At 73.6% G+C, this 22,667-nt stretch carries 17 protein-coding genes and 1 pseudogene; all 18 read left to right on the forward strand.

Annotation, left to right across the window (positions count from 1 at the left end):
• Window positions 1-325: 325 nt before the first annotated feature.
• The 18 genes and pseudogenes from mraZ to MF672_RS44680 all read left to right on the forward strand — a co-directional run bounded on the left by mraZ (window position 326) and on the right by MF672_RS44680 (window position 22,546).
• Complete coding sequence (gene mraZ, locus MF672_RS44595; RefSeq protein WP_242381657.1) at window positions 326-757, forward strand: division/cell wall cluster transcriptional repressor MraZ; 432 nt, start codon at window positions 326-328, stop codon at window positions 755-757.
• 220 nt (window positions 758-977) lie between these two features.
• Window positions 978-1,943: a 16S rRNA (cytosine(1402)-N(4))-methyltransferase RsmH gene (rsmH, locus tag MF672_RS44600; RefSeq protein ID WP_242381658.1), complete on the forward strand. Its 966-nt coding sequence runs from the start codon at window positions 978-980 to the stop codon at window positions 1,941-1,943.
• Window positions 1,933-2,712, forward strand: coding sequence for a hypothetical protein (locus MF672_RS44605; RefSeq protein ID WP_247815750.1), 780 nt, complete (start codon window positions 1,933-1,935; stop codon window positions 2,710-2,712). Before rsmH ends, MF672_RS44605 begins: the two co-directional genes overlap by 11 nt.
• A 1,187-nt stretch (window positions 2,713-3,899) precedes the next feature.
• Entirely contained in the window at window positions 3,900-5,630 is a 1,731-nt protein-coding gene (locus MF672_RS44610; protein WP_242383955.1) for a peptidoglycan D,D-transpeptidase FtsI family protein, read from the forward strand.
• Window positions 5,631-5,670: 40 nt separating this feature from the next.
• Window positions 5,671-7,209 (forward strand): UDP-N-acetylmuramoyl-L-alanyl-D-glutamate--2,6-diaminopimelate ligase, encoded by a 1,539-nt coding sequence (locus MF672_RS44615; protein ID WP_242383953.1) that lies wholly within the window; start codon window positions 5,671-5,673, stop codon window positions 7,207-7,209.
• Window positions 7,209-8,644: pseudogene (locus MF672_RS44620) on the forward strand (UDP-N-acetylmuramoyl-tripeptide--D-alanyl-D-alanine ligase). Before MF672_RS44615 ends, MF672_RS44620 begins: the two are co-directional and overlap by 1 nt.
• Window positions 8,641-9,699: a phospho-N-acetylmuramoyl-pentapeptide-transferase gene (mraY, locus tag MF672_RS44625; RefSeq protein ID WP_242381908.1), complete on the forward strand. Its 1,059-nt coding sequence runs from the start codon at window positions 8,641-8,643 to the stop codon at window positions 9,697-9,699. Before MF672_RS44620 ends, mraY begins: the two are co-directional and overlap by 4 nt.
• Complete coding sequence (murD, locus tag MF672_RS44630) at window positions 9,696-11,072, forward strand: UDP-N-acetylmuramoyl-L-alanine--D-glutamate ligase (RefSeq protein WP_242381909.1); 1,377 nt, start codon at window positions 9,696-9,698, stop codon at window positions 11,070-11,072. Before mraY ends, murD begins: the two co-directional genes overlap by 4 nt.
• Window positions 11,069-12,349, forward strand: a complete 1,281-nt coding sequence (ftsW, locus tag MF672_RS44635) for a putative lipid II flippase FtsW (protein ID WP_242381910.1) — start codon at window positions 11,069-11,071, stop codon at window positions 12,347-12,349. The genes murD and ftsW overlap by 4 nt, the downstream gene beginning before the upstream one ends.
• A gap of 12 nt (window positions 12,350-12,361) precedes the next feature.
• Window positions 12,362-13,438, forward strand: coding sequence for an undecaprenyldiphospho-muramoylpentapeptide beta-N-acetylglucosaminyltransferase (murG, locus tag MF672_RS44640; RefSeq protein ID WP_242381911.1), 1,077 nt, complete (start codon window positions 12,362-12,364; stop codon window positions 13,436-13,438).
• Window positions 13,435-14,835: a UDP-N-acetylmuramate--L-alanine ligase gene (murC, locus tag MF672_RS44645; protein WP_242381912.1), complete on the forward strand. Its 1,401-nt coding sequence runs from the start codon at window positions 13,435-13,437 to the stop codon at window positions 14,833-14,835. The genes murG and murC overlap by 4 nt, the downstream gene beginning before the upstream one ends.
• 217 nt (window positions 14,836-15,052) lie before the next feature.
• Window positions 15,053-15,718: a cell division protein FtsQ/DivIB gene (locus MF672_RS44650; protein WP_242381913.1), complete on the forward strand. Its 666-nt coding sequence runs from the start codon at window positions 15,053-15,055 to the stop codon at window positions 15,716-15,718.
• Between the two features lie 335 nt (window positions 15,719-16,053).
• On the forward strand, window positions 16,054-17,553 hold the full coding sequence (ftsZ, locus tag MF672_RS44655) for a cell division protein FtsZ (RefSeq protein WP_242381914.1): 1,500 nt from the start codon (window positions 16,054-16,056) through the stop codon (window positions 17,551-17,553).
• 102 nt (window positions 17,554-17,655) lie between these two features.
• Entirely contained in the window at window positions 17,656-18,348 is a 693-nt protein-coding gene (locus MF672_RS44660; RefSeq protein ID WP_242381915.1) for a YggS family pyridoxal phosphate-dependent enzyme, read from the forward strand.
• Window positions 18,349-18,489: 141 nt separating this feature from the next.
• Window positions 18,490-18,990, forward strand: coding sequence for a cell division protein SepF (locus tag MF672_RS44665; RefSeq protein WP_242381916.1), 501 nt, complete (start codon window positions 18,490-18,492; stop codon window positions 18,988-18,990).
• A gap of 80 nt (window positions 18,991-19,070) precedes the next feature.
• Entirely contained in the window at window positions 19,071-19,358 is a 288-nt protein-coding gene (locus MF672_RS44670; RefSeq protein ID WP_242381917.1) for a YggT family protein, read from the forward strand.
• A 105-nt stretch (window positions 19,359-19,463) separates the two neighbouring features.
• Window positions 19,464-20,336 carry a DivIVA domain-containing protein gene (locus MF672_RS44675; RefSeq protein ID WP_242381918.1) on the forward strand — a complete coding sequence of 291 codons (873 nt, stop codon included), beginning with the start codon at window positions 19,464-19,466 and terminating at the stop codon, window positions 20,334-20,336.
• Between the two features lie 41 nt (window positions 20,337-20,377).
• Window positions 20,378-22,546 carry a hypothetical protein gene (locus MF672_RS44680; RefSeq protein WP_242381919.1) on the forward strand — a complete coding sequence of 723 codons (2,169 nt, stop codon included), beginning with the start codon at window positions 20,378-20,380 and terminating at the stop codon, window positions 22,544-22,546.
• Window positions 22,547-22,667 lie beyond the last annotated feature (121 nt).

Below are 22,667 nucleotides of genomic sequence, written 5' to 3' on the forward strand. Positions count from 1 at the left end.
TAGGTGGCGTGCGGGTCCGTATCCCGTGACACTCGCCCCCACGAAGCGCCCCACATTCCCCCACCGCGCATCCGCGCCCTTCCATAGCGCGTCGAGGGCCTATTCCGCAGGACTTCCCGGCACTCGACACGCCCGTGCGAGCTGATCGCGCGGCCGCCCCCCGCCACCCCACACCACCGCTCTGACCTGCGGAAACGCAAGGGAAACCGATGGTGAAGACGGTTCGAATCAGTTGACGGTGGGGAGAAGTGGAGTATGGTGGTGCGCAGTGGAGGGCGCGGTGCACCAGCGCTGAGCGCTTCACTAGGCACGGGAGGTGGCGCCGATGTTCCTCGGCACCCACCACCCGCGTCTGGACGACAAGGGACGGCTGTTCCTGCCGGCTAAGTACCGTGAGGAGCTGGCGGAGGGTCTTGTGATCACCAAAGGCCAGGAGCGATGCCTCTACGTGTTTCCCGTGGAGGAGTTCCAGCGCATTACCGAGGCTCTCCGGACCGCCCCGGTCACCGCCAAGGCGGTGCGTGACTACAGCCGCGTCTTCTTCGCCAGCGCGTCCGACGAGACTCCGGACAAGCAAGGACGCATCACCATCCCGCAGGGCCTGCGCCAGTACGCCGGCCTGGAGCGTGACTGCGTCGTCATCGGGGCCAACACCCGGCTGGAGATCTGGGACGCCCAGGCATGGGACACCTATCTCAGCGAACAGGAGCAGGCGTTCGCCGATCTGTCGGAGGAGGTGCTGCCAGGGATCTTGTAGAGACCACGGTCGATCCGTCGGAGCTGTCGTTCGGCGAGGTCTCCACCCGCAACCACTGCCTGTCAACTGATGCACCTTCCCCGGTGTCAGTGGGCAGGCGTCCACGAAGAGGGTGCGGATGGGGACCTGGCCGGGCGGCGCCGGGTGGGGACCCAGGAATGACCCGGATCGATCGGTAAGCGCGTCATCCGCGAGCAAGGACGCGAGAGGGGGGTTGGAGATGCAGGGCGACGTCGGCACGGGCGGTCACGTTCCGGTGATGCTCGAGCGCGTGCTGGAACTGCTCGGCCCCGCGCTCACCGGCCCCGACCCCGTCGTGGTCGACGCCAATCTCGGCCTCGGCGGCCACTCGGCGGCCTTGCTCGCGGCCCACCCGGGGCTGCGTCTCATCGGGATCGACCGCGACCCTTTCGCGATCGAGCACTCCACGCGCAGGCTGAGCCCGTACGCGGAGCGCGTCACCCTGGTGCACGCCTCCTCCGGCGACCTGCGGGAGGTGCTGGACAGGGCCGGGCGGCCCGTCGTCAACGGGGCGCTGTTCGACCTCGGGGTGTCCTCGCCGCAGCTCGACGAGGCCGAGCGCGGGTTCGCCTACTCCTACGACGCGCCCCTCGACATGCGCATGGACACGCAGCAGGAGCTGACGGCGGAGACGGTGGTCAACACCTACAGCGCCGCGCAGCTCACCCGCATTCTGCGTGACTACGGCGAGGAACGATTCGCCCCGCGTGTCGCGGGCCTCATCATCCGAGAACGGGCTAAAGAGGCAATAACCTCGACTAAGCGGCTTGCGGACATCGTGCGCGACGCGATCCCCGCCGCTACCCGGCGCACCGGGGGAAACCCCGCCAAGAGGACTTTTCAGGCGCTGCGCATCGAGGTGAACGCGGAGCTGTCCGCCCTGGAGGCGGCGCTGCCCGCGGCACTCGACGCGCTGGCGCTGGGTGGTCGAGTCGTCGTGCTCTCGTACCACTCACTCGAGGACCGGCTCACCAAGCAGGCCCTCACGGCGCGAACCAGGGACACCGGCCCCCCCGGGCTGCCCGTCCCACTGGAGGCTCACCAGCCCAGGTTCCGCCTGCTGACGAGGGGAGCAGAGCTCCCGAGCGAAGAAGAGCTCGCCCGCAACCCGCGGGCGGCCTCGGCCCGGCTACGGGCGGCAGAGAGGATCCGTGTTGACGACTGAGCAGGAGACCGGCCGGGGCGCGGCCGTGCGCCGCGCGGTGCCCAAGGCGGGGTCCAAGACGGTCCCCAGAACCGGCGTGCGCCGGTACGGCGGGCCGCACCAGTCCAAGCCGGACCCGTCCGAGCCGCCGCAGTCCAGGACGCCGCAGGCCAAGGCGCCGCAGGCCAAGGCGTCGCGGCCGAAGGCGGGGCTCCGCACCGAGCCGCGTCCCACCGAGCCGCGTCCCACCGAGCCGCGTCCCACCGCGCCGCGTCCCACCGAGCCGCGTCCCACCGCGCCGCGTCCCACCGATCCGCGTCCCACCGCGCCCCGTCCCACTGAGGCGCGTCCCACTGAGGTGCGTCCCGCTGAGTCGCGCCCGGCCGAGCGGCGGGGCGGCGTCCAGGGCGTTCGCGGCGGCACGGCGGGCCCGCGTCCGTCGGCGGCGCGCCGGCGGGCCGTGCGGCGCCAGCGCACGCCGTTCGTGCTGCTCGTCGTCGGCCTGATGTCCGGCGGCCTGGTCAGCCTGCTGCTGCTCAACACCATGCTGGCCCAGGACACGATCACCGACGCCAAGCTGCGCGAGCAGATCGCGGTGGCGCGGCAGGAGAACGAGAAGATCGAGCAGGACTACCAGCGCAAGACCCAGCCCGGCGTCGTCGCCGAGCTGGCCGAGCAGCAGGGGCTGCACACCGACTGGGACGACGTCAACGGCATGACCGGCGACGGCGCCGGTGCCGGTGCCGGCAGCGAGGCGGGCGAGGCGGGCGAGGCGGACACGGCACGGTGAGGGAATCAGGCGGCAGGGGGCAGGGTCCCGGCCGCGGCGCTGGCGGCGCCGGCTCTCCAGGAGGGCCCGGCGCCGCTCGTCGTACGCCGGGCGGGCCGGGGCGGACAGGGCGCCAGGGCGGCTCCGCCCGTTCCGAGGGGACGGGCCGCCCGGCGTCGCCGGACAATCCGCCGCGCCGGCCGCGCACGCGTCCCGACCCGCTGGACCTGCCGTTCGGGCACGACGACGACCCCCGCGCCCGCCCTTCCGAGGACCCGCCCGGCTCCCACCACGACGACGACGCCGACCCGGGCCGCCCCACAGGCCGCCGCGACGGCGGCCGTGGGGACGGCCGCCGAGGAGGCAGCGGCCGGGGAGACGGTGGTCGTGGAGACGAGGGCGCTGGAGACGGTGGCCGTGGCCGCTCGGACGCCGGTGGCGCTGAGCGCGGCCGCGGCCGTCCCGGCGACGCCCGCGGCTCCGAGCGCGCTCGTGGCCGAGGGGACGATTCCCGGGGCTCCGAGCGCGCCCGTGGCCGAGGGGACGACGCCCGGGGCTCGGAGCGTGGCCGCGGCCGTCCCGGTGAGGACCGCGAGCGCGCCGACGGCGGCCGCGGCCGTGGCGGTGAGAGCGGCCGTGGTGGCGAGAGCGGCCGTTCCGGGGAGAGCGGCCGTGGCCGCCCGCGCGGCGGCTCAGGCGAGCCCGCCCCGCGCCGCCGCCCGCCCATGGAGGACGACGACCGCCCCAGGGGCCGCCCCGCCGCCCAAGCCCGCGACACCGGCCCCCGCCGCCGCACCCCCGGCACCCGCGACGACGACGGCCGTCCCCGCCGCACGCCTTCCGGCCGTGACGACGACGGCCATCCTCGCCGTACGCCTTCCGGCCGTGACGACGACCTCCGTCCGCGCCGCGCCCCGGCGGACCGCGACGACGACGGCCGTCCCCGCCGTACCCCTCCGGGCCGCGACGACGACGGCCGGCCGCGTACCCGTAACGACGACCCGCGCCCCCGGCGCGACGACGACCCGCGCTCGCGCCACGAGGACGGCCCGCCGCGCCGCCCCCGGACCGTCCCCAGGCCGGAGCGTGAGCGGCCCGCCTTCCGCCGTCCCGGCGACGACCGGGGCCCGCGCGGCGGCGACGTCCCCCCGCCGAGGGGCCCGGGACGCCGGCCGCCCGCGCCGCCGCGCCCGCCCAGGCCGCCCCTGGTGCTGCGCCTGGGCAGCCCGCGCCGCCGCGTCAACATCGGCCTCATCGGCATGACGTTCGTGTTGTCGATCTTCGCCGGCCGGCTGATCCAGATGCAGGGCCTGGACTCCAAGGTGTACGAGGCCGCCGCCGTCGACCAGCGCCAGCACGTCGAGACGATCCCCGCCAAGCGCGGCTCGATCACCGACGCCGAGGGCCACGACCTGGCGGTCACGGTCGAGGCGCGCGAGCTGTCGATCGACCCGTCCAAGGTCGCGGCCGACATCCGCCCGAAGGTGGTCAAGGCCCTCGCCCAGCAGCTCGGCAAGAGCGAGCAGGACATCGCCGCCAAGCTGGCCAGGACCGACACCCGCTACCAGCGCCTGGCGACGGACGTCGACCCGGTCGTGGCCACCCGCCTGCTGCAGGCCGAGATCCCGGCGCTGAGCGCGAAGAAGACCTACCGCCGCGTCTACCCGGCCGGCGACCTCGCGGGCAGCCTGATCGGCTTCATCGGCGACGAGGGCAAGGGCCTGGTCGGCATCGAGCGCACCAGCGACAAGCTGCTGGCCGGCCGCGACGGGCAGCAGCGCGTGGAGACCGGCCGCGACGGCCAGCGCATCCCGATGACCAGCAGCCAGCGCACGCCCCCCGAGGACGGCAGGGACGTGCGGCTGACCATCGACCGCGACGTGCAGTGGGCCGCGCAGAAGTCGATCGGCGACCAGGTGAAGGCGACCGGCGCGGACAGCGGCACGGTCATCGTCATGGACGTGCGCACCGCCCAGATCGTCGCCATGGCCAACGCCCCCGAGCTGGACCTCGGCAACTGGCGCGCGGCCCCGGCGGCCAGCCAGATCAACAAGGCCGCCGCCGACGTTTTCGAGCCGGGCAGCACCAACAAGGTCATCACGGCCGCCGCCGCGCTGGAGGCCGGCATGGTCACCCCGGACACCGTGTTCGAGGTGCCCGACCGCATCAAGTGCTACGACCAGGTGCTGCGCGACGCGCACGCGCACGCGGCCGAGTCGATGACGTTCCGGCAGGCGATGGCCGAGTCCAGCAACGTCGCCACCGTCATGGCCGCGCGCAAGGTCGGCAGCGCCCGCCTGTACGCGATGCTGAAGGCGTTCGGCTTCGGCAGCACGCCGGGCGGCGGGGTGCCGGGCGCGGAGGCGGGCCTGCTGCCCGACTACCGCAAGTGGTCCGGCAGCCAGAGCTGCACGGTCGCCTACGGCCAGGGCGTGTCAGTGACGGCGCTGCAGATGGCCAGCGTCTACCAGACCATCGCCAACGGCGGCGTCAAGATCGAGCCGCAGCTCGTGGCCGGCACCACCGACGCCGGCGGGCGGTTCGTCCCCGCCGCCCCGGGCAGGCAGACCAGGGTGGTGAGCGAGACGACCGCCAAGGAGATCACGACCATGCTGGAGAGCGCCGTGGGCGCGGAGGGCACCGGCCACCTGGCCGCCATCCCCGGCTACCGGGTGGCGGGCAAGACCGGCACCGCCAACCGCTACGACGCCGCCCTGGGCCGCTACGACGGCTACACCGCCTCCTTCGCCGGGTTCGCCCCGGCCGACAAGCCCCGCCTGGTGGTGCTGTCGGTGCTGCAGAACCCCAAGAAGGAGCACTACGGCGGCGAGATCGCGGCGCCCGTGTTCAAGGATGTGATGACGTTCGCCATCAAGAGCAAGAAGATTCCTCCCACAGGCTCCGCCGTGCCGCCGGTGCGTACGCGCGCCGGAGAGTGACCAGGGAAGGTACGCTCTCGCCGTGCGTCCCCCGTCGTCTATGCGTCCCACGACCAATGCGCCCCGTCCGCTGACCGGGCTCGCGACCATGCTCGACGCCGGTTCCGGCACGTCGCGGTCGCCTCACGCCGCCCTGACCGGCGTCACCATCGACTCCCGAGACGTCCGCAGGGGCGATCTCTACGTGGCGTTGCCCGGCAACCGGGTCCACGGCGCCACGTTCGCCGCCGAGGCGATGGCGGGCGGGGCGGTGGCGATCCTGACCGACCGGGCCGGGCGCGAGGCCGCCGCGGCCACCGGGCTGCCGGTGCTGATCGTGCCCGACCCGCGCGCGCTGCTCGGGCAGATCGCCTCCTGGGTGTACGGCCAGCCGGCCCACGACATCCAGGTCCTCGGCGTGACCGGCACCAGCGGCAAGTCCACCACCTCGTTCATGCTGGAGGCGGGCCTGCGCGCGGCCGGCCACACCACGGGCCTGGTGGGCGGCGTCGAGATCCGCGCGGGCGAGCTGCGCTTCCAGCCGACGCTGACCACGCCGGAGGCGACGGCGCTGCACGGCCTGTTCGCCCTCATGCGCGAGCGGGGCGTCACGGCGGCGGCGATGGAGGTCTCCAGCCACGCCCTCGCCCTCGGCCGGGTCGACGGCGTCTACTACGACGTGGCGCTGTTCACCAACCTCTCGCAGGACCACCTCGACTTCCACAAGGACTTCGAGGACTACTTCGCGACCAAGGCCCGGCTGTTCCAGCCGGAGCTGAGCCGCGCCGGGGTCACCAACCTCGACGACCGCTACGGCCGCGAGCTGCTGCACCGCGCCAAGGTGCCGATGACCACGTTCTCGGCGCAGGGCGACCCGGCGGCCGACTGGCGGGCGCTGGACGTGCGGCTCGGCGCCGACGGCAGCGCCTTCCGGGTGACCGGGCCGGGCGGCGTGGAGGCCGACGCGCGCATCGCGCTGCCGGGGCCGTTCAACGTCGCCAACGCGCTCGGCGCCATCGTCACGCTGGTCGAGGCCGGGGTGCCGGTGCAGACCGCGGTGCACGGCGTCGGCACGCTGGCCGGCGTGCCGGGCCGCATGCAGCGCGTCACGACGGCCGAGGACGAGTTCCAGGCGGTCGTCGACTACTCGCACAAGCCGGGCGCGGTGGAGTCGGTGCTGCGCTCGCTGCGCGAGGTCACCGCGGGCCGGCTGGTCATCGTGCTCGGCTGCGGCGGCGACCGCGACAAGGGCAAAAGGCCCATCATGGGTGAGATCTCCGCCGAGCTGGCGGATGTGGCCATTTTCACGAGCGACAATCCCCGTACGGAGGATCCGCTCGCCATCCTCGCCACGATGATGGAAGGAGCGCTCCGCGTTCCGCAGCACGACCGCGCTCATGTGATCATTGAGCCCGACCGCGCGGCCGCCATCGGCCTGGCGATCTCCCGCGCCGGCCGCGGCGACGTGATCGTCGTGGCGGGCAAGGGTCACGAGCAGGGCCAGTACGTTTCAGGCGAGGTGATCCCCTTCGACGACCGCGAGGTCGTCGCCGAGGCGATCCACGCACGCAAGGAAAGCACGGAAAGCAGGAAGCACTGATGATCCCGATGCCTCTGGCCAGGATCGCCGAGATCACCTCCGGCACCCTGTCGGGCATGGCCGATCCCCGCGCCGTGGTGCGCGGGCCCGTCGTGATCGACTCGCGGGCCGTCGAACCGGGATCGTTGTTCGTCGCCCTCCCCGGCGCGCGGGTGGACGGCCACGACTTCGCCGCGCAGGCCGTGCGGGCCGGAGCCGTCGCCGTGCTGGCCGCCAGGCCCGTCGACGCGCCCGCGGTGCTCGTCCCGGACCCCGCCACGGCGCTGGCCGAGCTGGCCAGGGCGCAGGCCGCCGCGCTGCCCGGCGCCACCGTGATCGGCGTGACGGGCTCGGCCGGCAAGACCACTACCAAGGACCTCCTGGCCCGGCTCACCGCCAGGATGGGGCCCACCATCGCCCCCGTCGGCAGCTTCAACAACGAGCTCGGCCACCCGCTGACCGTGCTGCGCGCCGACGCCGAGACCCGCTTCATGGTGCTGGAGCTGGCCGCCCGCAACGTCGGCCACATCAAGGAGCTGACCCGCATCGCGCCGCCGCGCATCGGCGTCGTGCTCAACGTCGGCACCGCGCACCTCGGCGTGTTCGGCAGCAGGGAGGCCATCGCCAAGGCCAAGGGCGAGCTGGTCGAGGCGCTGTCGCGCGACGGGGTGGCGGTGCTCAACGCCGACGACCCGTTCGTGCGGGAGATGGCCTCGCGCACCGAGGCCAGGGTCACCTTCTACGGCCGGGGCGAGGACGCCGCCATCCGCGCCGAGGGGGTCGAGGTGGACGCCCGCGGGCGGGCCTCCTTCACGCTGCGCACCCCGTCCGGCGCCGCGCCGGTCTCGCTCCAGCTCTACGGCGGGCACGCGGTGGAGAACGCCCTGGCCGCCGCGGCGGCGGCGTACGAGCTGGGGCTGCCCGTCGCCACCATCGCCGAGGAGCTGTCGGAGGCCACGCCGCGCAGCCGGTGGCGGATGGAGGTCACCGAGCGGCCCGACGGCGTCACCGTCGTCAACGACGCCTACAACGCCAACCCTGACTCGATGCGGGCCGCGTTCCAGACCTTCGCCGTGCTCGGCGAGGGCCGGCGGCGCTTCGCCGTCATCGCGGCCCTTCGCGAGCTGGGCGACGAGGCGCCCGCGCTCAACCGCGAGCTGGGCGTGCTGGCGGGCGGCGCGGGGCTCGCCGGGCTGATCGTCGCCGGGCCCGACGCCGAGCCGTCCTGGAGGGCGCCCGCGGGCCGCGAGCGCCGCCCAGGGCGCCGGCGGGCCGCCGGGGCGCCCCAGCCCCGGGCGGGGCCGCCACGCGCGTCGTGCACGTCCCCGACGCCGCCGCGGCGGCCGCCGAGCTGAACGCGTGGCTGCGCCCCGGCGACGCGGTGCTCATCAAGGGCCCGCGGGCCATGGGCCTGGAGCGGACGGCCGAGCTGGTCCTCGGAGGTGCCCCCCAGTGACCAACATCATCATCGCCGGCGCGGTGGGCCTCATCCTCTCGATGCTGGGCACCCCGCTGGCGATCCGGCTGTTCTCGCGGCGCGGCATCGGCCAGCAGGTCCGCGAGGAGGGCGTGCAGGCCCACCTCGGCAAGCGGGGCACCCCCACCATGGGCGGCACGGTGTTCGTCCTGGCCGCCCTGTTCGCCTACGGCGCCTCCCACCTGGCCACCCTCACACCGCCGACCGTCTCGGGCACGCTGGTGCTGTTCCTGATGACGGGGCTCGGCGCGGTCGGCTTCCTCGACGACTTCATCAAGATCTACAAGCAGCGCAGCCTCGGCCTGCGCAGCGGCGCCAAGGCGCTCGGCCAGCTCGTCGTCGGCGCGGTCTTCGCGGTGCTGGTCGTCCGCCAGCCCAACGTCTACGGCATCACCCCCGCCGAGACCCGGCTGTCGTTCCTGCGCGACATCGGCCCCTCGATCGGCATCGTCGGGTTCACCGTCTGGGTGCTGATCATGATCGTCGGGTTCTCCAACGCGGTGAACCTCACCGACGGCCTCGACGGCCTGGCCAGCGGCGCCTCCGGCGTGGTGCTGGCGGCGTACGTGCTGATCGGCAACTGGCAGCTCCGCAACAACTGCATCGACCAGCTCGGCCCCAACTGCTACTGGGTGCGCGACCCCCTCGACCTCGCCGTGGTCGCCGCCTCCGTGCTCGGCGCGCTCATCGGCTTCCTGTGGTGGAACGCCCCGCCCGCCCGCATCTTCATGGGCGACACCGGCTCCCTCGCCCTCGGCGGCGTGCTCGCGGGCCTCGCCATCGCCACCCGCACCCAGCTCCTGCTCATCATCCTGGCCGGCCTGTGCGTCATCATCACCCTGTCGGTGATCATCCAGGTCGGGTTCTTCAAGATGACCGGCAAACGCGTCTTCCGCATGGCCCCCCTCCAGCACCACTTCGAGCTCAAGGGCTGGGCGGAGACCACCATCGTGGTCCGCTTCTGGCTGATCGCCATGCTGTGCGCGGCGCTCGGGCTCGGCCTGTTCTACGTCGAGTGGATGCCCAAGCCATGACCCTCACCTGCGTCGCCGGCCTCGGCGTCTCCGGCACCGCCGTGGCCCGCACCCTCGCCGAGCGCGGCGAGCGGGTCGTCGTCGTGGAGGCCGCCGAGGGGGAGCGGCAGCTCGCCGCCGCGGCCGAGCTGGCCGGGCTCGGCGTCGAGACCCGCTTCGGCGAGATGGTCCTGCCCGAGGGCGCCGGCCGGCTCGTCACCACCGGCTGGGCGCCGCACCACCCGCTCGTCGCCGCCGCGCTGGAGGCGGGCGTGGAGGTCGTGGGGGAGGTCGAGCTGGCCTGGCGGCTGCGCCCGCCGCACGCCGCGCCGTGGCTGGCGCTGACCGGCACCAACGGCAAGACCACCGCCGTGCGCATGCTCACCTCCATCCTGACCGCCGCCGGGCACAAGGCGCTGGCCGTCGGCAACGTCGGCGTCCCCGTGGTGCGGGCGGTCGCCGAGCCGTACGACGCGCTGGCCGTCGAGCTGTCCAGCTTCCAGCTCCACTGGTCGGCCACGCTGGCCCCGCACGCCGCGGCGATACTCAACGTGGCCCCCGACCACCTCGACTGGCACGGCTCCATGGCCGAGTACGCCGCCGCCAAGGGCCGCATCTACGAGCGCGCCGGCACCGTGATCCACAACGCCGACGACCCCGAGGCGACCCGGCTGGCCGCGCCCTACCCGGGCGCCGTCGGCTTCACGCTGCGGGTGCCCGGCCCCGGCCAGATCGGCCTCGTGGAGGACCTGCTCGTCGACCGGGCATTCGTGCCCGACCCGGTGTCGGCCGCCGAGGAGCTGGCCACCCTGGGCGACATCCGGCCGCTCGCCCCGCACAACGTGGCCAACGCCCTGGCCGCCGCGGCGCTGGCGCGGGCGTTCGGCGTGCCCGGCGAGGCCGTCGCCCGCGGCCTTCGCGACTTCGTGCCCGACCCGCACCGGCTGTCGTTCGTGGCGCGCGTGGCGGGGGTCGACTACGTGGACGACTCCAAGGCCACCAACCCGCACGCCGCCGCCGCGGCCCTCGCCTCCTACCCGTCGATCGTGTGGGTGGCGGGCGGCCAGCTCAAGGGCGCGGAGGTGGACGACCTGGTCCGCGCCGCCGCGCCCCGGCTCCGCGGCGTCGTGCTGCTCGGCGCGGACCGCGCCAGGATCGCCGAAGCCGTCGCGCGACACGCCCCGAATGTCCCCGTCGTGGACATCGCCGATCGCGACACTGGTGCGATGGAGAAAGTCGTCACCGAAGCGGCGCGCCTGGCCTCCCCGGGCGACACCGTGCTGCTCTCCCCGTCGGCGGCCTCGCTCGACATGTACCCCGGCTACCCCGCCCGCGGACAGGCCTTCGCGCGCGCCGTGCGCGGGCTGGAGGAGCGCGCCGGGGGAGCGGTGTGAGCACCACCGCCGAGGAGCGCCCGCGGCCCCGCGTCGCCAAACCGGGCAACCCGGTGCGCGAGCAGCTCGCCGCGCTGCGCGAGCTGCTCGACAAGCCGCTGACCACCTACTACCTCATCATCATGTGCAGCGCGCTGCTGCTCGCGCTCGGCCTGATGATGGTGCTGTCGGCCTCCAGCATCGAGGCGCTGCAGAAGACCGGCAGCCCGTTCTCGTGGTTCATCAAGCAGTCGCTGTCGGCGGCGATCGGCGTGCCCGTCATGTACGCCTGCTCGCGCCTGCCGGTCAGGTTCTTCCGCTGGGCCGGCTACCCGCTGATGGCGTTGTCGATCATCGCGCTGGTCATGGTGCTGTTCATCGGCTCGACCGAGCTCGGCGCGCAGCGCTGGATCTACGTCGGCCCGCTCACCATCCAGCCGTCGGAGCCGGCCAAGCTCGCGCTGGTGATCTGGGGCGCCGACCTGCTGGCGCGGCGGGCCAGGCAGGGCCGCATCGAGTGGCGGCAGCTGCTGATCCCGCTCATGCCGGGCACCGCGATCCTCGTCGTCATGGTGCTGCTGGGCCGCGACCTCGGCACCACGCTGGTGCTGTTCATGATCTTCCTGGCCCTGCTGTGGGTGGTGGGGGCGCCGCTCAAGCTCTTCGGCGGCATCATGTCGCTGGCCGTGCTGGCCGCCGTCATCATGATCAAGGTGGAGCCGTACCGGATGAGACGCATCGGCTCCTTCCTCGACCCCTGGGCCGACGCCCAGGGCGACGGCTACCAGGCCGTGCAGGGGCAGATCGCGATGGGCTCGGGCGGCTGGTTCGGGCTCGGCCTCGGCAGCAGCAGGCAGAAGTGGAGCTGGCTGCCCCACGGCGAGAGCGACTTCATCTTCGCCATCGTCGGTGAGGAGCTGGGCCTCATGGGCACGCTCCTCGTGGTCGCGCTGTTCGGGCTGCTCGGCTACGCCGGGCTGCGCGTGGCCGTCCGGGTCAACGACGCCTTCATCAGGCTGTCCGCCGCCGCGATGGTGGCCTGGATCGTCGGTCAGGCCACCGTCAACATGGGCGCCGTGCTGAGCGTCCTGCCCATCACCGGCATCCCGCTCCCGCTGGTCTCCTACGGCGGCTCGTCGCTGCTGCCCACGCTCGCGGCGCTCGGCATGCTGCTGTCGTTCGCCAAACGCGAGCCCGGCGCGCGTGAGGCTCTGGCGGCTCGTGGCCCCGGACCCGGCGCGCGGGCCCTAAGCTGGCTTGGCCTGGGCGGTACGACCAGAGGCCGAGCAAAACGTTAGGGAGTGACCTTGATGAGGGTGGTCCTCGCCGGTGGGGGGACGGCCGGGCACATCGAGCCGGCGCTCGCCCTTGCGGACGCGCTGCGCCATCTCGATCCCGGCATCGGCGTCACCTGCGTGGGCACCGAGCGCGGGCTGGAGACCCGCCTGGTGCCCGCCAGGGGATACGAGCTGGAGCTGGTGCCGGCGGTCCCGCTGCCGAGAGCGATCACCCCGAGCCTGCTGACCGTGCCGGGCCGGCTGGCCGGGGCGATCAACGCGGTCGCGGGCGTGCTCGACCGCGTCGGGGCCGACGTGCTGGTCGGCTTCGGCGGCTACGTCGCCACGCCCGCCTACCTCGCGGCCAAGCGGCGCGGGCTGCCGATCGTCGTCCACGAGGCCAACCCGCGCCCCGGCCTGGCCAACCGGCTGGGCGCGCGGCTCACCGACCACGTCTTCACCGGCTTCCCCGACGCCGCGCTGCCCAAGGCCGAGTACATCGGCACCCCGCTGCGCCGCGACATCGTCACCCTCGACCGGCTGTCCATGGGCGACAAGGCCCGCTCGTGGTTCGGGCTGGAGAGCGACCGGCCGACGCTGCTGGTGTTCGGCGGCTCGCAGGGCGCCCGGTCGATCAACCAGGCCGCGCTGGCCGCCGCGCCCGCGCTGCGCCGCGCCGGGGTGCAGGTGCTGCACGTGCTCGGCCCGAAGAACACCGTCGAGCACGAGCCGCCGCCCGGCGACCCGCAATACGTCCTGCTGCCCTACGTCGACCGCATGGACCTCGCCTACGCCGCCGCCGACGTGGCCCTTTGCCGCAGCGGCGCGCTCACCTGCGCCGAGCTGACCGCGGTGGGGCTGCCCGCCGCGTACGTGCCGCTGCCGCACGGCAACGGCGAGCAGGCGCTCAACGCCGAGCGCATCGTGCGCGGCGGCGGCGGGCTCATGGCCGACGACGCCGAGCTGTCGCCCGAGTGGATCATCCGGAACGTGCTGCCGATGCTGCACGACCCCGAGCGCGTCGCCGTCATGTCGGAGGCCGCCTCCCGGCTCGGGCGCAAGGACGCCGATATCATGCTTGCCAGGAAAGTGTTGGAGATAGCCCGATGAGTCTCGTCAAGCTGGTCGATCCCGTCCGCGTCGAAGAACTGGGGCGGGTGCACTTCATCGGCATCGGCGGCGCGGGCATGTCCGGCATCGCCCGCATCCTGCTCAAGCGCGGCGTGCGGGTGTCGGGCAGCGACGCCCGCAGCTCCGAGCTGGTCGCCGAGCTGCGCGACCTCGGCGCGGTCGTGCACATCGGCCACGCCGCCTCGCACATCAGGGACGTCGACACCGTCGTCGTCTCCACCGCCATCCGCGACTCCAACCCCGAGCTGGGCGAGGCGCTCAAGCAGGGGCTGCGCATCATCCCGCGGGCGGCCGCGCTGGCCTCCGTCATGGCCGGGCGCACCGCCGTGGCCATCGCCGGCACGCACGGCAAGACCACCACCACCTCGATGCTGACGGTGGCGCTGCAGAAGTGCGGGGCCGACCCGTCGTACTGCGTGGGCGGGCAGCTCGTCACCACCGGGCTCGGCGCCGACGACGGCTCCGGCACGGTGTTCGTCGCCGAGGCCGACGAGAGCGACGGCTCGTTCCTCATGCTGGCCCCCGACATCGCCGTCGTCACCAACGTCGAGGCCGACCACCTCGACAACTACGGCGACCCGCGGGCCGTGCACGACAGCTTCGCCCGCTTCGCCGACCGGGTGGGCTCGCTGCTGGTGCTGTGCGCCGACGACCCGGGCGCGGCCGAGCTGGCCGGGCGGGCCCGCTCGCGCGGGCTGCGGGTGCGCACCTACGGCGCCGCCGAGGGTGCCGACTACCGCGTCACCGGCGTCCGGCCCGACGGGTTCGGCACGGTCTTCGAGATCGAGGGGCGGGGCGACGTGCGGCTGGCCGTCCCCGGGGCGCACAACGCGCTCAACGCCACCGCGGTGATCGCCGTGGCCGACGAGCTGGGGCTGGGCTTCGAGGAGATCAGAGAGGGCCTGGGGGCCTTCACGGGGGCCAAGCGGCGCTTCGAGGCCAAGGGCGAGGCGGGCGGCGTCGCCGTCTTCGACAGCTACGCCCACCACCCCACCGAGCTCGCCGCCGACCTGCGGGCGGCGCGCGACGTCGTCGCCTCCTACTCCGGGCACGGGCGGGTCATCGCGATCTTCCAGCCGCACCTCTACTCGCGCACCCGCTTCTTCGCCGACGAGTTCGGCGCGGCGCTCGGGCTCGCCGACGAGGCCATCGTGCTCGACGTGTACGGGGCCCGCGAGGACCCGGAGCCCGGGGTGTCGGGGGCGATGGTCGCCTCGCGGGTGCCGCTGCCCGAGGGGCGGGTGTCGTACGCGCCGGACCGGGCCGCGGTGCCGGGGCTGGTGGCGGAGCGGGCGCGGCCGGGCGACATCGTCCTGACGATGGGCGCGGGCGACGTCACCGAACTCGGCCCCCAGATCGTCACCCGCCTCTCCTGACCCGCCCCCGCTCTCCGGAGCCGCACCCCTCCGCCACCGGCCCCTGGAGGCGGCGGCGAGCGCCCCGGAGCGCCCTGCCCCGGGCCCCTGCGGGTTGAGGGAGGCAGGGCGGCAGAAGGTGCTGAGGGGGGAATCGGGCGGGGTCCGGGCGTGGCGTGGCACGCGGGCCGCGCCCCCGGCGTAGGTTCGGTGCCGATATGGGTGATGTGGGAGGGCGATGAAGGCGCGGACGGCGTTCCTGGTGCTGCTCACCGCGGGGGTGGTGGGCACGGCCGCATGGCTGGTGTTCTTCTCGCCGGTCCTCGGCGTGCGTTCGATCGAGATCGTGGGAAATCTCACAGTGCCCAGCGAACGCATCGAGCGGCAGGCCGGCGTCGCGGACCTGCACCCCCTGGCCACGGTCGACCTGGCCGGCGTCCAGTCGAGAGTGCTCGGGATCAGGCAGCTCGCCAGCGCCAAGGTGGACCGCGTCTGGCCGGGCACGCTGCGCATCGAGGTGGTCGAGCGGGAGCCGGTCGCGGCCGTCCCGGCCGGCGACAAGGTGGCGATCGTGGACGGCCACGGCGTCGTGATCGAGGTGCGGCCCACGGCGCCGCCCCTGCTGCCGGTGCTCAGGGTCGACAACCTGGCGGCCGGCGACCCGGCCACCGTCGCCGCGCTCCAGGTGATCCAGGCCGTCCCGGACGCGATCGCGCCCAAGGTGCGCCAGGTGCGGGCGGGCACGGCGGAGGGCGTGACGCTGGAGCTGTCCGACGGCCGCACGGTCGTATGGGGCGGTCCCGACCGTCCGCAGGAGAAAGGCCGCATTCTGACCGCGCTCCTCAAACGGGAGAAGGCGAACGTCTACGACGTCAGCTCGCCCGACGTGGTCACCCTGAAGTGATCAAGAGTGTCAGGGTCTGGCAACTCCGCGGCAACGGCATCGCCGAGCCTGTGCGAGGTGGGGGTCGCGGCGTGAGAGCCTAAAGTCGGGGATCGGACCTGGGAGTGCCCCGACCAGGCGCGACTTCGGAGCGAATCGGACAGCCCGCGACACGCCGGACGCGCTTGCGGCGCGGTTAGTTGACCCGCCCGGAGCGCAACTCCTACTGTCCGTATCAATCCTCAGGTTGACATAAATCTAAATCTCAACCTGAGGTTGAGAGTTACCCGAACTGACAAAAAGCGGAGACGATCCGCACCGAAATGGCAAGTCAACGAGCGGAAAGGCCCCTCGTCGTGGCAGCACCGCAGAACTACCTCGCGGTCATCAAGGTCGTCGGCATCGGCGGCGGCGGAGTCAACGCCGTCAACCGGATGATCGAGGAGGGACTCAAGGGCGTCGAGTTCATCGCCATCAACACCGACGCCCAGGCGCTGCTGATGAGTGACGCCGACGTGAAACTCGACGTGGGCCGCGAGCTCACGCGCGGACTCGGCGCGGGCGCCAACCCCGACGTCGGCCGCAAGGCCGCCGAGGACCACCGCGAGGAGATCGAGGAGGTCCTCAAGGGGGCCGACATGGTCTTCGTCACGGCGGGCGAGGGCGGCGGCACCGGCACCGGCGGCGCCCCCGTGGTGGCCAACATCGCCAGGTCGCTGGGGGCGCTCACCATCGGCGTCGTCACCCGGCCGTTCAGCTTCGAGGGACGCCGCAGGGCCATGCAGGCCGAGGCGGGCATCGAGACGCTGCGCGACGAGGTCGACACGCTGATCGTCATCCCCAACGACCGGCTGCTGTCGATCTCCGACCGGCAGGTCAGCGTCCTGGACGCCTTCAAGGCGGCCGACCAGGTGCTGCTGTCCGGTGTGCAGGGCATCACCGACCTCATCACCACGCCCGGCCTGATCAACCTGGACTTCGCCGACGTCAAGTCGGTCATGTCCGGCGCGGGCTCGGCGCTCATGGGCATCGGCCACGCCCGCGGCGACGACCGCTCGGTGGCGGCGGCCGAGATGGCGGTCTCCAGCCCGCTGCTGGAGGCCAGCATCGACGGCGCCCACGGCGTCCTGCTGTCCATCGCGGGCGGCTCCGACCTCGGCCTGTTCGAGATCAACGAGGCCGCCCAGCTCGTCTCGATGGCCGCCGCGCCCGACGCCAACATCATCTTCGGCACGGTCATCGACGACGCCCTCGGCGACGAGGTGCGCGTGACGGTGATCGCGGCCGGCTTCGACGACGTGCCGGGACCGGCCGTCAAGGAGCTGCCGCGGCCCGCCGCGCGCGCCGCCGCCACGCCGCCGCCCGCCGCCCCGGTGTCCTCGCCGGCCCGGCCGAGCGTGTCCTCGCCGAGCGTCAAGTCCGAGCCGCCCGTGCTGCGCTCCGAGGGGCGTCCCGAACAGCGGGCGGACTTCCGTCCCGAGCCGCGCGCCGAGGCCCGTCCCGAGCCGCGCCCGGACTTCCGCGCCGAGCCGCGTCCCGAGCCCCGTCCCGAGCTGCGCGCGGAGCCCCGTCCCGAGGCCCGTCCCGAGCCGCGGGCGGAGTTCAGGCCGGAGCCGCGCCCGGAGCCGAGGCCGGAGCCGGTGCGACCGGTGGAGCCGGTGCAGGCGGTGGCCGAGCCGGTCGACGAGGCGCCCGCCGACGAGCCCTCCGGCCCCGTCTCGATCCCGCGGCCCGCGCCCGAGCCCGCCAACCCGCCCACGCCCATCACCTCCCGCATGTCGGAGCCCGCCAAACGTCCCCGGGTGATCTTCGAGGAGCAGGAAGAGGAGCTCGACGTCCCTGACTTCCTCAAGTAGCGCGGACGCCCCACGCCGCTCCCCGGGACCACGGGAGCGGCGCCGTCATGTGCGCGCGGGCGAACAGGGTGCGCCGACGCCGCTATCGAGAGGAAGACTCACGTGAGAAGGGACGAGATCGCGGCCGGTCTCGCCGAGGTCGAGGCGCGCATCGCGGCGGCCTGCCGCGCGGTGGGCCGCGACCGCGGCGAGGTCACGCTGATCGCCGTCACCAAGACCCGCCCCGCCGAGGACGTCAGGATCCTGTCCGGGCTGGGCGTGCGCGACGTCGGCGAGAACCGCGACCAGGAGGCCGCCCCGAAGGCCGCCGAGCTGGCCGGGCTCCCGCTGACCTGGCACTTCGTCGGCCAGCTCCAGACCAACAAGGTCCGCTCGGTGGTCGGCTACGCGGACGTGGTCCACTCCGTCGACCGGCTCCGGCTGGTGGAGGCGATCAGTCGCGAGGCTGTCCGCCAGGGCCGCGACGTCGGCTGCCTCATCCAGGTCGCCCTCGACGAGGACCCGGCCAGGGGCGGCGCGCTCCCGGCCGACGTGCCGGCGCTCGCCGACGAGGTCGCCCTCGCCGAGGGCGTGTGGCTGGGCGGCGTCATGGCGGTCGCGCCGCTCGGCGAGGAGCCGGCCAAGGCGTTCGAACGGCTGCGCGAGGTCGCCACGCGGGTGCAGGAGCAGCATCCCCGCGCCACGATGGTCTCGGCCGGCATGAGCGGCGACCTGGCCGAGGCGATCGCGTACGGGGCGACACACGTGCGCGTCGGTACGGCGTTGCTCGGTCGTCGCAAGCCCTTCGTCAGGTAATGTCCCCTCAAGTGGGTCTTCAGGCCCATGATCAGGTAGAGGTCGAATTCGGCGGAGGGTCCGAGGGGGTTACGGCTACCGCCTCGGCGCCCGGCGCCGGGCCCGAGCGAGGGCGACCATGAGCAGGAGGACGACGTAGCGATGGCCGGCGCGATGCGCAAGATGGCGGTCTACCTCGGTCTCGTGGAGGACGACCGCTACGAGAGGTACGAGACCTACCAGGACGACTACGCCTACGAGGAAGAGGTGCAGCGGACCGGCGAGGATCGGCCCGTGGCGGCCCAGGACCGCGACGACGAACCCGACGCCCCGGTGCCCGCGCCCAGGCCCTCCACGGCGATCCTGGAGCGCCGCACGACCGATCTGGCCCGCATCACCACGCTCCACCCGCGTACGTACAACGAGGCGCGCACCATCGGCGAGCACTTCCGCGACGGCACCCCGGTCATCATGAACCTGACCGAGATGGTTGACAGCGACGCCAAACGGCTGGTCGATTTCGCGGCAGGTCTCGTCTTTGGCCTACACGGGAGCATCGAACGTGTTACCAACAAGGTGTTCCTGTTGTCCCCTGCCAATGTCGAGGTGACCGCCGAGGACAAGGCTCGAATCGCGGAACGCGGGTTCTTCAATCAGAGTTAGAGTCTCTGTATGTCCATCACCCCCAACCGGGTCTCAGCGAGGCCGGGAGGGCTCACCGGAAGTGGAGGCGCGGCCGGGCCGTGGCGATCGTGGGTCAGATCTTGGTCGTTGTCCTGTCTCTCTACCTGGTGCTGCTCATCGGCAGGATGATCTTCGAGACGGTGCAGGCGTTCGCCCGTCAGTGGCGGCCGACCGGCGTCGTGCTGGTGCTGGCCGAGGCCACGTACACCGCGACGGATCCGCCTCTCAAGTTCCTCCGCCGTTTCATTCCTCCGCTCCGGTTGGGTACGGTGGCCTTTGACCTAAGCTTCACTGTCCTGTTCATCGTGGTCCTGATCTTGATCCAGATCGCGGGGCTGCTGCGGTGACCGGGCCGGTGTCGCGCAGGTCGTGATCCAACTCGTGTCCGCGCTGAAGTGATTCGGGTTACCGTCCCTCCGGACAGACTCCAAGCGCGCCAAGGAGACCAAAAGATGCCGCTGACGCCCGCTGATGTGCGGAACAAGCAGTTCAGTACCACCCGGCTGCGGCCGGGCTACGACGAGGAAGAGGTCGACGCCTTCCTCGACGAGGTGGAGGCTGAGCTCGACCGCCTGATCCAAGAGAACGAGGAGCTCCGCGCCAAGCTGGCCGAGTGCCTGCGCGGAAAGGTGCCGGGCGGCATGAGCATGCCCATGGCCTCCGCGCCGGTCCAGGAGCAGCCCAAGCCGGAGATGATGGCGCCGCCGCAGCCGGAGCCCATGCGGGCCCCCGAGCCGCCGCCGGTGCAGCAGCCGCCCGTCCCCGTGGCCATGAGCATGCCTCCCGCCGAGGACAACATGGACACCGCGGCCCGCGTGCTCGCCCTCGCCCAGCAGACCGCCGACCAGGCCATCGCCGACGCCCGCCGCGAGGCCGACGAGACCGTCACCCGCGCCCGCCGCGAGGCCGACGAGATCCTCACCAAGGCCCGCCGCCAGGCCGAGCAGGTCATCGGCGACGCCCGCGCTCGCGCCGAGACGCTCGAGCGCGACGCGCAGGAGCGCCACCGCCAGGCCATGGGCTCGCTGGTGCAGACCCGCGACGAGCTGGAGCGCAAGGTCGAGGAGCTGCGCAGCTTCGAGCGCGAGTACCGCAGCAGGCTCAAGCTCTACCTGGAGAACCAGCTCGCCGAGCTCAACGTCTCGGCCGAGGGCAGCGGCGGGTTCCCCGTCATGTCCGGCGGCCCCGGCGGCCAGGCTCCGGCGATGCACGCCGTGCCCCAGGGTGGTCAGCCGCCGCTCCCCGGCAGCCCCAACCCCTTCGGCGGCGAGGCTCCGCAGGGCGCTTTCCCCGGCGCTGACGGTCCCCACAACGACCGCCGGTAAAGTAACGGGTCACTAGGACCTGTCACTCGAAAGAGCCCTCTGTGATCCTTATCAGTGCTGGTTTGGTGCTCGCGGCGGTCGTGCTGCTGATCGCGGGCTTCGTACTGGCGAAGCCGTTCCTGATCATGTGGTCCATCGTGGTCAGCGTCCTGTCCGCGCTGTTCCTGGTGATCGGGGCGTTCCTGCGGCGACACGAGCTGTTCCCCGGTGGTGGGCGGGCCGCTGCGCCGGCCACCCCCCCTCCCGCAGGGCTCATGCCGCCTCCCGGCTCGCCGTACACCCAGACCGGTCCTGTGGCTCATCAGCCGCCACCCCACGCGCGTCCGCAGCCGCAGCCGCCGCAGCGGACGGTGACCCTTCCGGCCCCCGGCCCGCGCCGCCCCCCGGCGGGCGGGGTCGCACCGGACGCGATCGTGCTGGTGATCCCCGGCCGCAAGCGCTACCACGTGGCCGGCTGCCGGCAGCTCGCCGGCAGGGAGCACGAGGAGCTCACCTACGAGGAGGCTCGCGAGGAGGGCTTCACGCCCTGCACGACGTGCCTGCCCGACGCAGCGCTCGGCGGACGGCAGCTGCCGCCTGCCGCCGACCCCGAGCCCGCCCCCGGAGCCGGTGCCGCGCCCGTCGCGGAGAGCCGGGCGGAAGGCCGGGTGGAGACCTCCGCGGAGACCCGCGACCTGCGTCCGCCGGCCGCGCCGCCGAAGCCCGGCACCACGGCTTCCACCCCCACCCCGGAACCCCCCACCGCCCCCGGACGCCCCGCCACCGCCTCCACGCCACAATCCCCCTCCGGCCCGCAGCCCGCATCCGGCCCGCAGCCCAGCTCCGGCCCACCGTCCGCATCTGGCTCGCGCCCCGCCTCCGGCCCGCAAGCCGGCCCTGGCCCGCAACCCGCCGCCAGGCCGCAGCCGTCCACCGGCCCACAGACCCCGGCCAAGTCGCAGCCCGCCTCGGGCCCGCAGGCTCCCGCCAGGCCGCCGCAGTCCGGCTCCGGCCCACAGGGACCGGACAAGTCGCAGCTCGGCTCCGGTTCGCAGGCCCCCGCAAAGTCGCAGCCCGCCTCGGGCCCGCAGGCTCCCGCCAGGCCGCAGCCCGGCTCCGGGCCGCAGGCTGCGGCCAAGTCGCAGCTCGGCTCCGGGCCGCAACCGGCCGCGAGGCCGCAGCCGTCCACCGGCCCTCAGGCCGCCGGTGGTGCGAAGGGCTCTGCCGGTGCGAAGGGCTCTGCCGGTGCCAAGGGATCTGCCGGTGCGAAGGGGCCGTCCGGTTCGGAGGCCGCCGCCCACGAGGAAGGCGCCGCCGGATGGTTCGGCAGGCCGGCCGCCGCCCCCGCACCCTCGGGGAAGGCCGCCAAGGGCCCCTCCACCTCCGCCGCCTCCGGCCGTCCCGGATCGGACGACGAGCAGGCGGAGACGGAGACCTCCATCTTCCAGCCGCCGCCGTTCGCGAACCGGCCCGAGGGCGGCCCGAAGCCCGGCGCAGCCCCTGCCGGTGAAAAGGCCGGGGCTTCCGGCTCCCAGGGCAGGACGCCCGGCGGCAAGCCGGGAAGCGCTGCCGCCAAGCCGGGGAGCCCCACTGGCAAGCCGGGCAGCACGGCCGGCAAGCCCGCCGAGCCCGGCGTCCCGGCATCGGGCGCGCCTGGCAAGGCGGCCGGTACGCCGCCGAAGGGCCTGTCCGGAGGCGGTCGTACGCCCGCGGTCGTGCCCGACGAGGACGAGGCCGAGCGCACCGACCCCTCCCTGTCGTTGCCGATCCCGCCCCCCGGCCAGGCCACGGGGCGGGATGACGACGAGGACGACGCTTCCGGGCCCGCCACCGCGCCGCAGCCCCGCATCCCTTCCTCGCCGGCCGCGCCGCCGTCCCGTCCGGAACCGCCCGAGCGGCCCTCGTCCGGCCCCAAGACGTTCCCCGTGGCGGCGCCCGAGGAGGAGGCCGCCCTGGAGCGGCCGGCGTCCTCGGCCGAGTCGGAGGCCAAGCCCAAGGGCCCGCTGCCGTCCGGCCCCAACCCCCAAGCTGGTGAGCCGACCGCCGGGAAGGGCCCGGGGAAGGGCACGGTGAAGGTCATCGTCGGCACTCGCCGCTACCACAGCACCGACTGCCCGCTGATCAAGGGCGCGGGTGACAGCGGTGTCGAGACGATGACCGTCGCGGCGGCCGAGGCGGCCGGGCTGACGAGCTGCTCGGTCTGCCAGCACGACCGCGAGACCGTCTCCTGACGACGACGTAGCAGAAGAAGCCCCCGGTCGAGGCGCGACCGGGGGCTTCTTCGTGTCGGCGGGCGGGGGAGACGCGAAAGGGGCGCGCCGCGCGGCGCGCCCCTCGTACGCGGGACCCGTG

This window comes from Actinomadura luzonensis (assembly GCF_022664455.2).
Taxonomy (GTDB): domain Bacteria; phylum Actinomycetota; class Actinomycetes; order Streptosporangiales; family Streptosporangiaceae; genus Nonomuraea; species Nonomuraea luzonensis.

What these genes read in the sequence shown, in the direction of transcription:
- mraZ (WP_242381657.1), top strand. Translation starts at nt 326, where the DNA reads ATGTTCCTCGGCACCCACCACCCGCGTCTGGACGACAAGGGACGGCTG.
- rsmH (WP_242381658.1), top strand. Translation starts at nt 978, where the DNA reads ATGCAGGGCGACGTCGGCACGGGCGGTCACGTTCCGGTGATGCTCGAG.
- MF672_RS44615 (WP_242383953.1), top strand. Translation starts at nt 5,671, where the DNA reads ATGCGTCCCACGACCAATGCGCCCCGTCCGCTGACCGGGCTCGCGACC.
- murD (WP_242381909.1), top strand. Translation starts at nt 9,696, where the DNA reads ATGACCCTCACCTGCGTCGCCGGCCTCGGCGTCTCCGGCACCGCCGTG.
- murG (WP_242381911.1), top strand. Translation starts at nt 12,362, where the DNA reads ATGAGGGTGGTCCTCGCCGGTGGGGGGACGGCCGGGCACATCGAGCCG.
- murC (WP_242381912.1), top strand. Translation starts at nt 13,435, where the DNA reads ATGAGTCTCGTCAAGCTGGTCGATCCCGTCCGCGTCGAAGAACTGGGG.
- MF672_RS44650 (WP_242381913.1), top strand. Translation starts at nt 15,053, where the DNA reads ATGAAGGCGCGGACGGCGTTCCTGGTGCTGCTCACCGCGGGGGTGGTG.
- MF672_RS44665 (WP_242381916.1), top strand. Translation starts at nt 18,490, where the DNA reads ATGGCCGGCGCGATGCGCAAGATGGCGGTCTACCTCGGTCTCGTGGAG.
- MF672_RS44675 (WP_242381918.1), top strand. Translation starts at nt 19,464, where the DNA reads ATGCCGCTGACGCCCGCTGATGTGCGGAACAAGCAGTTCAGTACCACC.